Below are 13,842 nucleotides of genomic sequence, written 5' to 3'. Positions count from 1 at the left end.
AGCCGACGATTTATGTCCTTCGTCCGCCCGGCTGCGGAACCGCAACGCGATTCCGTCACTCCCGCCGCCGTCGCCTCCAGCGACAGAGCGCCCTTCCTCATTCGTCCCACAATTCAAGCCTTCCCCCGTGCAGACAACACTTTCGGACTCCTCCAGTCCCGCGGTCCGGCGCTCCGGCTTCACGCTGATCGAACTGCTGGTGGTGATCGCCATTATTGCGATCCTGGTCTCTTTACTGCTGCCCGCGGTTCAGCAGGCGCGTGAAGCGGCCCGCCGCAGCCAGTGCCAGAACAATTTAAAGCAGCTCGGGCTGGCGATGCACAACTATCACGGCACCTATAAGACGTTCCCCGCCGGATGCGGGGGAACCGACGACGTCACGAGAAGCGGTCTGCCCGGCAACTTCCGTCGGCTGAGCTGGATGATTCCGATCCTCCCGTATATGGATCAAACGGCCCTGTGGAATCAGATCAGCAAGCCGGCTTCGCTCGTTCCCCCAAGCGGCGGCACGGCCGTGAACTACGCCGCGATGGGGCCGAAACCCAGTAATACCCAGTACACGCCCTGGACCACGGAGATCTCCGTGTTCCTCTGCCCCAGCGACGGCACCCCGGTTTCGGAGATCTCCGACACGAACTACGCCGCCAACTGGGGCGATAACGGGCAAGGCAACAACGGCTCCGGCAGTGCGAACCGCGGCGTATTCGGCCTGCAGGTTTGGCGGGGCCTCCGCGATCTGCGCGACGGTACGACGTCCACGATTATGGTGAGCGAAATCGGCCGGACGGACGACAATAATCACGCCGGCAACGCCATCGAGTCGAGCGGCGCCGTGACCGCGGCCGACTGCATCACGGCGGGCGCCGACGCCGATCGCCCCGGTTTTTACCCGAACGGCACGCTCTACCCCCGGGGCGCCCGTTATCCGGACGGCTCCGCCGTGTTCACCGGGTTTAACACGATGGTGCCCCCGAACGGGCCGAGTTGCGTCACCAACACGCCTCTGGCGCCGACGGCCGACTTTTCGACGCTCGCGGAGGCCGTGCCCCCGACGGGCGTCCTGACGGCCGGCAGCTATCACAGCGGCGGCGTTCAGGTGCTTCTGGGCGACGGCTCGGCGACGTTCATCTCCGACACGATCAATGCGACGACCCCCAACGCCACGACGAACCCCGTGACCGCCGGCGAAAGCCCCTACGGCACCTGGGGCGCCCTGGGCACCCGCAAAGGCGGCGAAGTGATCGACGACTTCTGATCGCCGATCGGTCATCCCCACCCCTCCTTCCCCTCCCCTCTCCTCCCGAGATTCTCCATGCGCAAGCATCTTCCCTTAACATCCGTGCGAAACACTCCACGCTCGGCTCGCACCGGCTTCACGCTGATCGAGCTGCTGGTGGTGATCGCGATCATTGCCATTCTGGTCTCGCTATTGCTGCCGGCGGTCCAGCAGGCCCGCGAAGCGGCCCGTCGGAGCCAGTGTCAGAACAACCTGAAGCAGCTCGGGTTGGCGATGCACAATTACCACAGCACGTATAGAACCTTCCCGGACGCGATGGGCGGGCTCGGCGGCACCACCGGCGCGGTCGGACCGAACTCGACGCAGGGAGACTGGAGCCTCTTTCCGATGCTCGCCCCGTACCTCGACGAAACCGCTTACTGGGGTCAGATCAGCAGTCCGCTGACGACGGCCAGCGCCACGTTCGTACCGTTCGGCATGCGGCCTGAAGTCGGCACCACGGGCGGCTACCCGCCGTTCGCCTACCAGTTCAAATCGCTGTTGTGCCCGTCCGACGGCACCCCTCCGGTCACGACCGGCGCGACGAACTACGCATTGAACTGGGGCGACAACGGGCGAGTCCTCATGTACGACTCGAACTCCGGGCCGAGGAACCAGACGGCGAAGGCTTGCCGGGGTATGGGCAAGGGAATGTTCTACTACGGCGGTCGCGCGGGGCAGCCATCCTCTCACATCGGACTCAGCGCCGTGAAGGACGGCGCCACGAACACGCTGCTGTTCGGCGAGATCGGTCGCGACGAGAACGAAGGCGTTTATGCCGGCAGCGTCGGCCAGGTCGATTCTCTTGAAACCACGACCGTTTCAGGAGCTTATCGCTTCGAAAATCCGAAGCGGGACTGTCTGGACGTCGCCGTGAATCCCGCGGCGCCGGGGTTCTATCCCACCAGCGGTTCGGGCGTGACGGCCGTGCATTCCGAACGCGGCAAGAATTACGCGGCGGGCTATCCCGCTATCACCGGCTTCATGACGATCCTCCCGCCGAACGGGCCGTCGTGCGCCCGCGGGAACTGGTCTGGATCGCGGTACTATTACGAGGCGGGCGGCATTTATTCCTCGGGGAGCTACCACACGGGCGGCGTGCAGGTTTGCCGCGTCGACGGGTCGGTGAGCTTCATCTCCGACACGATCGACGCCGGCGATCCCTCCCAGCCGAACGGAACGGTCGGCCCCAGCCCGTACGGAACCTGGGGCGCGTTGGGGACCCGGTCCGGCGGCGAAGTCGTCAGCGACATCTAAGACGCTGCGACGGCGAGTTGAATCCGCCGAAGAACAGTCGATCCGACGAGTATAAAGACGCCGCCCCGGCCGGTCTCGAACCGGCCGGGGCGGCGTTTGTTTTGCTCCCCGGCGACTTGAACGACTCAGGACACGTCGTGGTCGCCGGGGGAGCGGCGTTTGGTCAGCTCGACTTATCAGTTCGACCGATCAGTCGACTCAGGCCCCATTTGAATTAGGCCTGATCCGACTTCGGCCGGGCGCCGGGTCCCAAGCCGGGCAAGTCCTTTTGCGGCTGCGGGACGATGCTTTCCGGAGGCCCTTCCACTCCGGGGTCGACCATTCCGCTTTCTCCTTCCCCGCCGCACCCCAGCGGCAGTAAAGCGGCGAAGAGCGTGAGGACGGCAAGACGTTTCCGGGGCGACGATCGGAAGGACGGCATCATGGAGGACTCGAAGGAAAACGGGCTGTGTTGAACGCATGAGTCATGCGATTCCCAAGTCTATCAACCGCTCAAGAAACGGCGAACCTATAGTCGATCGATCGAGCCCGTTCCGGCCGGATTGACTCGAGTTTTGAGTTCGTAATTCACGCTCCGCCCGCCCGGCGCCCGCCTCGTCGGCGCCCCTGCCGTCGCTCCTTGCAGGAGCGCGCCGCCGCTTGTTGCCGACGATGAATAAGAGTCGTCGGGCGGAACGTCGCGGGCCGCGTTGAGCAAAGGCGGCTTGTCTCTACAAATAGAGTGCGTCCGGCGCGATTTCGCCTTCGGTCAGACCTGCCGGGCAGGGCCCCGACGCGCCCATCTGCCGCGGCGGCCGGGCGCCTCGGCACGCTGTCTGCTGTCAAGATCGATTGCCGCTGAATGAACTTGTCTCCGGCCGATCAACGTCGCAATTTCCGCCTCGTCGATCTCCCGCCGGCACGTTCCGCAGGGCGTCGGCTTCCTCGCGTCGACAAGAACTTCGCATTCCGCTTTCGACAGCACCTTACTCATGTCCCCCCGCGTACATCTTCAATCACCGCCCCCTCCCGGGCGAACGCCTCGCTCCGGCTTTACGCTGATCGAGCTGCTGGTGGTCATCGCCATCATCGCGATCTTGGTCTCTTTACTGCTGCCCGCCGTGCAGCAGGCCCGCGAGGCCGCTCGCAAAAGCCAGTGCCAGAACAACCTGAAGCAACTCGGGTTGGCGATGCACAACTACCACAGCACCTATAAAACATTCCCCGCCGGCCTGAGCGGAGCCGGCGCGACGTCCGGGTACTCCGGCGCGAACGCGATCTGCGGCGACTGGAGCGTCTTCCCGATGCTCGCCCCCTATCTGGACGAGACCGCTTACTGGAACCAGGTCAGCAAACCGCTGACCGTCACCGCCGACGACGGCACCGTCACGACCTTCGCGCCGTTCGGCAGCCGGGGATCGCCCAGCGACGCCCGCGGCTATCCGCCGTTCGGTTATCAATTCAAAACCCTGCTCTGCCCCTCGGACGGCACGACTCCGGTCGCCAGCGGCAATACGAACTACGGCTTGAACTGGGGCGATAACGGACAGGTGCTCATGTACGACGGCCGCGAATATTTCGTCAAGAAAGTGCGTCCCGCTCTCCGCGGCATGGGGGCGGGCATCTTCGCCTACGGCACCAATCCGTCGACCTCCGTCGGCCGATATCATTACGGAATCAACAGAGTCAAAGACGGTTCCTCCAATACGTTGCTCTTCGGAGAAATCGGCCGCGACGACGGGGCGAACAGTTACGTCGGCAACGTCGCCCAGGTCGAATCGCTGGAGCAGGCGGGGACCTACGCCGCGGCCTACCAATACATGAATCCCAAGCGAGACTGCCTGGACGTCGTCACCGCCGCCAGCGGGGCGAAGCCCGGCTTCTATCAAACCGGCTCCGGAGTGGCCGCCGTTCACAATACCCGGGGGAAGAACTACGCGATGGGCTACCCGTCCATCAGCGGGTTCATGACCATTCTGCCGCCGAACGGTCCCTCCTGCGATAAAGGCGGCTGGAGCGGCGCCCGGAACGGCTATGCGGCGGGCGGCATTATGACCGCCGGCTCCTATCATGCGGGCGGCGTGCAGGTTTGCCTCGTCGACGGCTCGGTGAACTTCATCTCGGAAACGATCGACACCGGCGACCTCAGCCTCCCCAACGCCATCGGCGGCCCCAGCAACTACGGCACCTGGGGCGCGCTCGGAACCCGCCAGGGCGGCGAAGTCGTCAGCGACGCTTTCTGAGCAAAGCGTCGAACCGCCTCGACGCCTTCATTCTAAAACAGCGCCGCCCCGGTCGGTTTCCGAACCGACCGGGGCGGCTTTCTATTATTTTATTCAGACGAATCGACGCGCAGAAGACGGCCCGTCGAACCTTCCGATTCGACGGGCCGTCTCAAGAACGCCTGATAACGTTCCTCCGGAGCGCCGTGCGGATCGACGGATCCGTCCGGGAATTACTGCAACGGCGGAGGCGGTTCGGTATCGTCCTCCGGCGGCGGCGACGATCCCGGCGGCCCCGCTTCGCCGGGCTCCACCATCCCGCTTTCCATACTGTCCCCGCAGCCTGCGGAGAGGGCGGTGAAGAGCAGCAGCGTCGGCAGGGCGAGGGACGAACGGAGCGCTCGGACGCGGAACGCGGACCGGGATAAAGGGCCGAGCATAACGGCCTTTCTTTTTCAGAAGCGAAGGCGGACGGCATCGGAGCGCAATGCGGTCCGTATTTTATCGACCCGCCGAACCGCCGCCATCGCCGCGACGCTGTAAACAGGCAGAAAACGCGGACGGCGGCCGATTTATTCTCGACCGGCCCGCCGAACCTGCCAGTCGTCGTCGGCTTCCAACACGCGTTCCGCCTCCTCGCCGTTGAGCCACGCGGCGGCGGCCGGGTCGCGTTTCAGGTTCGCGTCCCAGAACGCCGTCGTCAGCGCCAAAATCGCCCGATGATGATTCGGATTGCGACGGCGGGCGCCGGCCCCGGGGCGCGCGTCGGCGAACGCGGAGTGCTCCGCGTCTTTCAACACGAGTTGATAACGGTCGATCGCGTCCGGCAGGTGCGGGAAGACGTTCAACCGGGACTCCGGGGTTTGCTGCCCGATCGGGCTGTCGTCCTTCGTGCCGGTCATTAAGAGCCACGGCACGGCGACGGAACCGAACGCCTGCTCCGGGGCGCCGCGGCTGGGCGGGCTGGGGCTGAAGATCGCCGCCGCGTCGATCCGCTCGTCGGTGAACTTCAGCGCGGCCAATCGCCGGCCGATCCCGGGGGCCGTCTGCCCGCTGACGGCCTGCGTGGTTTGGGCGCCGAAGGAATGCCCGCTCATCCCGACCCGGCTCAGATCGAGCCGACCGAACAACGGATGCCCCTCCTCCGCGTTCCATCGCTCCAACCGATCAAGGACCGCGGGCACGTCCTGCACTCGCAGGAAATAATTTTCTCCGGACGCCGCCTGCTTCATCGCTGCCATTCGAGCCAGCGGTCGGGCCTCCTTCCAGACCGCCTCGTCGCTGCCGGGATGCTGGAGGTTCACGCAGACGTACCCCCGGGCGGCCCAATGCTCCGCAAGATAGGTTCCCCCCGCCCGACTGCCGCCCAGCCCATGGCTGAATAACAAGACCGGCGCCGGCTTCGCCACGCCCGTCCAGGCCATCACCGGCAACCGCACGCGAATCGGGATCACGCGATCGCGATCCGCGTCTTGAACGTCGAGATCGATCGGCTCCCCCGCCGCGGCGCCCTCCGCCACGGCCAGCGGGTCGTACGTCTCGACCGCGGCCTGCGGAGCGGCGTCAGGAACCGGCGGCGTCGCGGCCCCGTCCTGCGGGGTCAGCGACAGGAAGAAAGCGAGGGCGATCATCGGACGCTCGAAAGTCGGGGCGGCGGGGACGACGCGAGACCGTCGTCCGCGGCGGTACCTCGACCGGACCGGTTCGGTTCCGGTCGATTCATTCTTTCCCGTCCGCGCCGGCGTCGAGTTCCGCGCGCAGGTCGATCACGCGCTCGTCGTGAGAGATCAAATATTCCTCCTGCGCCTGATACGCCGCGGCCCGCTGAGCGTTGGCGGCTTGGAACGCGGGATCGGCTTTCACCTCTTCCCGACGGCGGGCCCGGTCGGCGTTGATCTGCTCGTCGGTCACGAACAACTGCGGATACGCGCTCTCCAACAGTGCCTGCGACCGGCGCTCCGCTTCGACCAACGACGTATATCCCGGGTCGTTCTGAAACTCCTTGTGCAGCCGATCCAGCGCGCGTTTGCGACGGCTGTCAGGCAGCGTCCCGACCTCCGGATTCCGTTCCAGCAGATAATCCTCGATCGCTCGTTTCGCCTTGAAGGTCGCGAACAACAGCTCTTTATAGCGAGGATCTTCCTCGTGCAGCCGACGCCGCAGATCGGAGAGGTCGTGGCGAATCGCCTTCTGGGAGCGATACACGATCGGGAACGCGGCTTCGCGTTCCCGATCCAGTTCCTCGACCCGATCGACCAGCGCCCGGTAGCGGTCGTCCGTGCGATAAAGGCGGTCGCGGGCGTTCGTCACGGCGATCTCCAACCGCTCCTCCAGCGATCGCGGCACGGGATGGCGATCCGCGGCGGATTGAATCTCCCGCCAGTTTTCCGCGACGCGGGGGTGCTTCCCGACGGTCGAGAGTTGGACGTCGTCGATCTCCGCGGCGCCGTCGTCGACCTGGAAGGCAAAATAATCCCGGGTTTGATCGAGGATCGGATGTTCCGCCGAGGCGACGTGGTCGCGGTCGATATGGGCGACGAGGCGGTCGCCGAGAAATTCGACCGTCATCACGTACCAGCGATCCGGGTCGAACTCGTGGGCGCAGTCCCCGTGCCAGTAGGACGAATACGGCCCGCGAGCGTCCTTCGCGGTCTGGATGCGGAAGTGATCGGGGCGAATATGAACGACCGCGTTATAAGGCCCGTCGCTGCCGGTCAGGAATCGCAGATCCTTCGATTCGCCCAGTCGAAACGCGAAGCGGACGAGGGAGTCGCCGTATTCCAGATCCTTGGCGAAGATCCGCGTGTTCTCGGTCCCGGTTCGCACCCGTTTGAGCACGCCGTCGGTCGCTTCCCAATCGCCGTTAAAATGCCAGCGGGCGCTGACCTGCCCGGTCGAGAAATGATCGGCGAAGGTCTGTGATTTCGGCTCGACCAGCAACGGCGCCGACGGCGTCCGCGCCCCGACCGACGCTCGCCAGTCCGCCAGTTCCGACCGCAGTTCCGCCGTCTTCTCCGGACGGCTCGCGGCAAGATCGCGGCGCTCCCCCGGGTCCGCGGCGAGGTCGTATAATTCGACCGTTCCGGCGTCGTAGAACTCGATCAACTTCCAATTCCCGCGGCGGATCGCTCCGGCCGATCGTCCGCCCAGAAAATGCGGCCCGTCCAGCGGATAATGCCAATGCAGCGAACGATCGGCGGACTCGGAGGCGGGATCGATCCAGGCCTCCCACATCGAGGCGCCGTCCGTGACGTCGGCGACGGGCGCCGGGTCGATCGCGTCCAGGAGCGTGGGAGACAGATCCGTATGGATCATCGGCCGTTCGCAGATCGCGCCGGCGGGTAGACGATCCGGGCCGCTGACGATCAAAGGAACGCGGATTCCGCCCTCATAGAGTTCGCTTTTCCCGCCGCGCAGCGGGGCGTTCGAGGTGACGTTCGTTTCGCCGCCGTTGTCGCTGGTGAAGATCACGATCGTGTTCTCCGCCAGGCCCAGTTCCTTCAGCTTCGCCTGAATCATGCCGACGCCGTCGTCGACGCTCTCCAACATCGCCGCGAGGTGCGGGTTATGGTCGCCGGCCCAATGGTCGAGCGGATCGCCTTCCAAGCCACGGTCTTTACACAGGTAGCAGGCGTTGCGCGTGCTCTCGCCGGGCGGGTGCTTGTCGCGGTACTTCTGAACGAGTTCCGGCTTGCCGTTCAGAATCGTGTGCGGGGCGTAGTGACTGAGATAGAGAAAGAACGGGCGGTCCCGGTTCCGCTCGATAAAGTCGACCGCTTCGAGGTTCATCCGATCCACGAGATACTCCTCCTCGCCCAGCCGGTTCTCCGGCAGGTCGACCCAGCGAATCGGCTGATCGCGAAAGACGTAGGGCCAGAAGTTTGCCCCGTTGCCGACGCCCTTCACCTCGCGGGCGACGTCCCAGTCGAAGCCGTGGTCGCGGGGCCGGATCTCCCGCTCGGCCCCGTGATGTTCGTAACCGGTGAGGTGCCATTTGCCGATCATCCCCGTTCGATATCCCCGCTCCTGCAACGTCTCGGGCAGCGTGCGAACGTCGGTCGGCAGGGCGTTCGCGGAGTTCGGTCGGAGATAATCCAGAATGCCGAGCCGAGCCGGCGCCAGCCCGGTCAATAGGGCCGCGCGGTCGGGCGAACAAACCGGCGCCGCGGCGTACGCCTGCGTGAACCGCACGCCGTCTGCCGCGAGACGGTCCAAGTGCGGCGTTTCGTGAAAGCCGTTGCCGTAACAGCCGAGTTCGCTCCAACCGAGATCGTCCGCGAGGATCAAGACGATATTGGGCGGCGCGTCCCCCGTGCCGGGCGGCGCGACCTCCGCGGCGCCGGCCGGCGGAACCAGCGCGAAGAGAACCGCAGCGAGGGGAACGAGCCGGGACATGAGCGAACCTCGGGCGAGCGGCGAGCGACCACAGATTCTGCCGCCGCCGCGTGCCCGACGCCACGTTGAGCGTAATTCGCGGCGCCAGCCGTCGCCGGCGATGCTGGCCGCCCGGGCCGGGAGCCGAGGCCGAGTGACGCCGGCCGCTCTCCGTTTCTCTTAACCATGCAACCCAACCTCGGCTTGCGCCTCGGGCTGCCGGGGGGTTCACGCGAGCGCTTCGGTGACCACGCGGGCGGGTTTGACGCCGGTCAGCTTCTGGTTCAATCCGCGGAAGGGGACGGTCAGCTTTTGATGATCGAAGCCGAGCATATGCTGCACGGTGGCGTGCACGTCCCGCAGGGGGACGGGGGTGTCGGCGGGGAGGTAGCCCAGTTCGTCGGTCTCGCCGACGGTGTGGCCGGGCTTGGCGCCGCCGCCGGCCATCCACCAGGTGAAGGCGTGCGGGTTGTGGTCGCGGCCGACCAGGCTCATCGTCACGCCGCCGCGGTTCTCCCGCATCGGGGTGCGGCCGAACTCGCCGCCCCACACGACCAGGGTGTCCTCCAACATCCCCAATCGTTTGAGGTCGTGAATCAACGCGGCGAGCGGCTGATCCATCTGCGTGCATTTGTCCTTGAAGCCCCGGTTCAGGGCTTCATTGGCGCCGGCGCCGTGGCTGTCCCAGCCCCAATCAAACAATTGAATATAACGCACGCCCCGCTGGGCCAGGCGCCGGGCGAGCAGGCAGTTATTGGCGAAGCTGGCTCCGTCGGTCGTGCCGTAGAGCTTGTGCACCTCCTCCGTTTCGCCGGAGAGGTCCGTCGCTTCCGGGACGGCGACCTGCATGCGATAGGCGAGTTCGTATTGCTGGATGCGGGTGAGGGTCGCGGGATCGCCGAACTCCGCGTGGGCGGACTCGTTCAATTCCCGCAGCGTATCGAGCGCGGCCCGGCGGGCGCTGCGGGAGACGCCTTGCGGATTGTCGACGTTCAAAATCGCCGGTCCGGCGCCGCGGCATTGCACGCCCTGATAGACGCCCGGCAGGAAGCCGCTGCCCCATAAGGCGTTCCCGCCCCGCGGCGGGCGACCGCCGGAGAGCAGCACCATGAAGCCGGGCAGGTCTTCGTTCTCCGTGCCCAGCCCCCAGGTCGTCCAGGCGCCGACGCTCGGCTTGCCGATGCGGGCGTCGCCGGTGTGGACCATCACCTGAGCCGGACCGTGATTGAACTGGTCCGACTGCACGGTTTTCAAGAAGCAGACCTCGTCCGCGGGACAGCCGTAGCCGTCGACCTCCCCGGCGAAGTACGGCAGGCGATCGGAGACCGGCGTGCCGCTCTCCCCGCGCGGTTTGAACGGAAACTGCGGGCCGAGCAACTTGGGCACGCCCTGAATAAAGGCGAATTGTTGCCCGTCGAGATAGCTCTGCGGGCAGTCCTTGCCGTCGTACTTCGCGAGCTCGGGGCGATAGTCGAACAGTTCCAGCTGACTCGGCGCCCCGACCATATGAATATGAATGACCCGCTTCGCCGTGGCGGCGTGGTGCGGGCCGGGCCGGCCGCCGGTTCCCCCGGCCCCGCCGCCGTGCGTACCGCCGGCTTCGCTCCCGGCGGTCGCCTCGTCGGCGGCGGCGGCTTGATGCGAGAGCCACAGCCCGCCCACCATCCCGGCGGAGGCGTCCCGCAGGAAGTGGCGACGCGTGACGTGGGAGAGCGTTTCGGCGGCGGGATTCATAGTTCGGCTTGGTTCGTTCAAAGATCAATAGCAACCCGAAGCGTCAGCGAGGGACTCGACGTGATGACCGCCCGTCCCTCGCTAACGCGTCGGGTTAGTTGGTCAGGGCTTCGTCGAGGTTCAACAACACCTCCGCGATGATCTCCGGCGGCGGGGGGCCGTCGGGGAGGGCGGCGATCTGTTCATAGAGGGTCACGAGTGCGGCCCGTTCCTGCTCCCCCGGATCGCGGCCGCAGACGAGGAGGAAGCCGGCGTCGATCTGCTCCGCGGGCGAGTCGCCGGCGGTGCGCATCCGATCGGCCAGGGCGGCGCCGGCCTCGGTGAAGGTGGTGTCGTTGAGCGTCATCAACGCCTGCACCGGCGTGTTGCTGTCCGGCCGGCGGGCGGCGCAGAACTCCCGGCTGGGGGCGTCGAAGCTCGCCATGATCGGATGCGGAACGCTGCGTTTGACGTAGGTATAAACGCTCCGCCGCGTGCGGTTCGGGTCGCCGACGCTGGCGGTGTTCCACTTTTCGTTATCAAACGGCTTCCAGACGCCGTCCGGGATCGGCGGTTGCACCGGCTCACCGTGGAGACGCTCGGTCAGCAGCCCGCTCACGAATAACGCCTGATCGCGCAGCGCCTCCGCGGACAGTCGCTGCCGCGGGCCGCGGGCCAGCAGGCGGTTGTTCGGGTCGAGTTCCTTCAGCTCCGGCCGGGCCGCGGCGCTCTGGCGATAGGCGGCGCTGAGGGCCATCTCCCGCAGGATGCGTTTGCGGCTCCAGTCGAAATCCTGCGAGAACCGTAGGGCGAGATCATCGAGCAGCGCCGGGTGCGAGGGCGGTTCGCCGCTGGAACCGAAGTCTTCCTCGGTCCGCACCAAGCCGACGCCGAATAGCCGCGCCCAGAGGCGGTTGACCTCCACGCGGGCGGTCAGCGGGTTCTGATCGCTGACGATCCAGCGGGCGAGGGCGAGACGATCGAGGTTCGCCCCCTGCCCGTCCGATCCTTCCCCCGAAGACGTCAGCGGGTTCCCCAAGGCTTTGGGCACGCCGGGGGCGACCCGTTCTTCCTTGGACATCATATTCCCGCGGTCGAAGCGGTGCGTGGGCCGGGCGAGTTGCGGCTCGCGTTCGACCATCACCGGCATCGCGGCCGAGGGAATCGCCCGTCGTTGTTGCTCCAACCGGGCGAGTTCGGCGCGGTCGGCGCTGATCGTTTCGTCCCACCACAGGTCTTGAAACGCCTGATCGCCGCTGAAATCGATTCGCCCGCGGCGGGCGACCAGCGGGAAGGAAGCGAGTTCAAAGACGTTGAACTCCAACGTGATCTCGATCGTCGACTCCGGCTTTACAGGCAGCGGTTTGCCGAGCACGAACGCCGCCGACCGCGGGCGATTCATCTTGGTATACGGCCCGACGCCGCTGTTGTTCTTGAGGTTCAAGCTGTCCTTCGGATTGCGAGCGGGGGTCGGCTCGTCGAACAGCACCTCCGTGAAGTTGACCGGCTGCGGTTCTCCCTCCGCCGGTCGCACTTCCGCCCGCACCTTGGAGACGGTGAAGCCGAACTCCGCGTCCTTCAACGCCTTCTCCAGGTCCACCGGCAGGCCGGTGAAGCGAACCGCGGTGAGCTGCTCCAGCCCCTCGGGCAGCGGGGCGGTCAGCGTGACGGCGGTGTTGCTGGCGACGTTGCCCGTGAGGCGATACGTCGGCCCCTCCGGCGTGTCGTCGACCTCGATGCCGGGGGTGCGGGTGACCTCGGCGGTCATGGACTCCGGCGAGCGCCACCGCGACGGGTCTTGCAGCAGGGCGTTTTCCCGCTGCCAGATCGAATGCCGCAGCGGTTCGAGCTGCGCGTCGATCGCGGCGGCCCGCTCGTAGTCGTTCGGGTTCTTCGGCGTCTGCAACAGCGGATGAGCGTTGCCGAGGTCGGCGTCGGCGGTGTTATTAAAGAACGCCGCGGACTGATAGAACTCCTCATGCCCGACCGGATCGTAGGGGTGCGAATGGCACTGCACGCACTCCATCGTCAGCCCCTGCCAGACCTGCCAGGTGACGCTGACGCGATCGAGAATCGCCTCGGTGCGGAAGGTTTCGTCGTCGGTGCCGCCCTCCTCGTTAGACTGCGTGAGCCGATGCGCGGCGGTGGCGACGCGGTTTTCGATCGATTCGCCCGGCAATAAATCGCCGGCGAGCTGTTTGATCGTAAATTCGTCGTAGGGCAGGTCGTCGTTATAAGCGTCGATCACCCAGTCGCGGTACGGCCAGACGGTGCGGCGGTGATCCTGCCCCAAGCCGCTGCTGTCCGCATAGCGAATCTGATCGAGCCAAACGCTCGCCCAGCGTTCGCCGAACCGCGGGCTGGCCAGCAGGCGATCCACGACCGCGGCATAGGCCGGTTCGCCCTCGGTCTGCACGGCTTCGAGGAACGCGGTTCGCTCTGCCGGGGCGGGCGGCAGGCCGGTCAGATCGAGCGTCACGCGACGCAGCCAGCGATCCGGCTCCGCGGCGGGGTTCGGCGTCACGCCGGCGGCTTCCAGCTTCGCCAGCACGAACCGGTCGATCGGCCCGTGCGTCCAGGCTTCATCTTCGACCTCCGGCGGGGCGACGGGCTGCGGCGGATCGAAGGACCAGTGCCGGCCCCACTTTGCCCCCTGTTCGATCCACCGGGTGAGCGTGGCGACCTCGGCGTCCGTCAGCCGCGGGCCGTGCTCCGCGGGCGGCATGCGGGTTTCGTCGTCCGGATCTTTGACGCGATCCAGCAGATAGGAGAATTCCGGATCGCCGGGCGTCACCAGCAGGGCGACGGCTTCTTCGTCGATGAGGTTGAGGTCGCCGGCTTCGCGCACGCCGCCGTGGCAGGCGGAGCAGTGGGCGTTGAAGATCGGCCGGACGTCCCGCGCGAACTCGACCTCTTGTCCGCCCTCCTCAGGCCCTTTCTCTGCCGGAACGTCCGCGGCGGGAAGCAGCAGGGCGGCGAGGAGCAGCGGGGCGGGCATCGGCGACCGGGCGGCAAGAATCG

8 protein-coding genes are annotated in these 13,842 nt (G+C 66.3%); 3 read left to right on the top strand and 5 right to left on the bottom strand.

The genetic code is table 11. From position 1 onward, the window contains the following. The first annotated feature begins 127 nt into the window (after window positions 1-127). The 3 genes from LzC2_RS06700 (at window position 128) to LzC2_RS06690 (ending at window position 4,755) form a co-directional block, all read left to right on the top strand. Window positions 128-1,255 carry a DUF1559 domain-containing protein gene (locus tag LzC2_RS06700; protein ID WP_171185093.1) on the top strand — a complete coding sequence of 376 codons (1,128 nt, stop codon included), beginning with the start codon at window positions 128-130 and terminating at the stop codon, window positions 1,253-1,255. Window positions 1,256-1,339: 84 nt separating this feature from the next. Next, window positions 1,340-2,533: a DUF1559 domain-containing protein gene (locus tag LzC2_RS06695; protein ID WP_171185090.1), complete on the top strand. Its 1,194-nt coding sequence runs from the start codon at window positions 1,340-1,342 to the stop codon at window positions 2,531-2,533. 971 nt (window positions 2,534-3,504) lie between these two features. Next, window positions 3,505-4,755: a DUF1559 domain-containing protein gene (locus LzC2_RS06690; RefSeq protein WP_171185089.1), complete on the top strand. Its 1,251-nt coding sequence runs from the start codon at window positions 3,505-3,507 to the stop codon at window positions 4,753-4,755. Window positions 4,756-4,967: 212 nt separating this feature from the next. Here the strand turns inward: LzC2_RS06690 and LzC2_RS06685 are convergent, their stop codons facing one another. The 5 genes from LzC2_RS06685 to LzC2_RS06665 form a co-directional block, all read right to left on the bottom strand. After that, the gene (locus LzC2_RS06685) at window positions 4,968-5,174 is read right to left on the bottom strand and encodes a hypothetical protein (protein WP_171185086.1); all 207 of its coding nucleotides are present in this window, start codon (window positions 5,172-5,174) and stop codon (window positions 4,968-4,970) included. A 132-nt stretch (window positions 5,175-5,306) separates the two neighbouring features. Then, window positions 5,307-6,365: an alpha/beta hydrolase family protein gene (locus LzC2_RS06680; protein WP_171185084.1), complete on the bottom strand. Its 1,059-nt coding sequence runs from the start codon at window positions 6,363-6,365 to the stop codon at window positions 5,307-5,309. A gap of 88 nt (window positions 6,366-6,453) precedes the next feature. Beyond that, window positions 6,454-9,129, bottom strand: a complete 2,676-nt coding sequence (locus LzC2_RS06675; protein ID WP_171185082.1) for a sulfatase — start codon at window positions 9,127-9,129, stop codon at window positions 6,454-6,456. Between the two features lie 207 nt (window positions 9,130-9,336). Beyond that, window positions 9,337-10,842 carry a DUF1501 domain-containing protein gene (locus tag LzC2_RS06670; RefSeq protein ID WP_171185080.1) on the bottom strand — a complete coding sequence of 502 codons (1,506 nt, stop codon included), beginning with the start codon at window positions 10,840-10,842 and terminating at the stop codon, window positions 9,337-9,339. Window positions 10,843-10,936: 94 nt separating this feature from the next. Next, entirely contained in the window at window positions 10,937-13,819 is a 2,883-nt protein-coding gene (locus LzC2_RS06665) for a PSD1 and planctomycete cytochrome C domain-containing protein (RefSeq protein ID WP_171185077.1), read from the bottom strand. Window positions 13,820-13,842 lie beyond the last annotated feature (23 nt).

The organism is Alienimonas chondri (genome assembly GCF_013036045.1).
Classification (GTDB): Bacteria; Planctomycetota; Planctomycetia; order Planctomycetales; family Planctomycetaceae; genus Alienimonas; species Alienimonas chondri.
The sequence above is the reverse complement of the archived record's forward strand: the minus strand, read 5'-3'. Positions and strand labels throughout refer to the sequence as shown.

Excerpts from the sequence above, each read along its gene's own strand:
- LzC2_RS06670 (WP_171185080.1), bottom strand. The coding sequence starts at position 10,842 with ATGAATCCCGCCGCCGAAACGCTCTCCCACGTCACGCGTCGCCACTTC.
- LzC2_RS06680 (WP_171185084.1), bottom strand. The coding sequence starts at position 6,365 with ATGATCGCCCTCGCTTTCTTCCTGTCGCTGACCCCGCAGGACGGGGCC.
- LzC2_RS06675 (WP_171185082.1), bottom strand. The coding sequence starts at position 9,129 with ATGTCCCGGCTCGTTCCCCTCGCTGCGGTTCTCTTCGCGCTGGTTCCG.
- LzC2_RS06685 (WP_171185086.1), bottom strand. The coding sequence starts at position 5,174 with ATGCTCGGCCCTTTATCCCGGTCCGCGTTCCGCGTCCGAGCGCTCCGT.
- LzC2_RS06690 (WP_171185089.1), top strand. The coding sequence starts at position 3,505 with ATGTCCCCCCGCGTACATCTTCAATCACCGCCCCCTCCCGGGCGAACG.
- LzC2_RS06665 (WP_171185077.1), bottom strand. The coding sequence starts at position 13,819 with ATGCCCGCCCCGCTGCTCCTCGCCGCCCTGCTGCTTCCCGCCGCGGAC.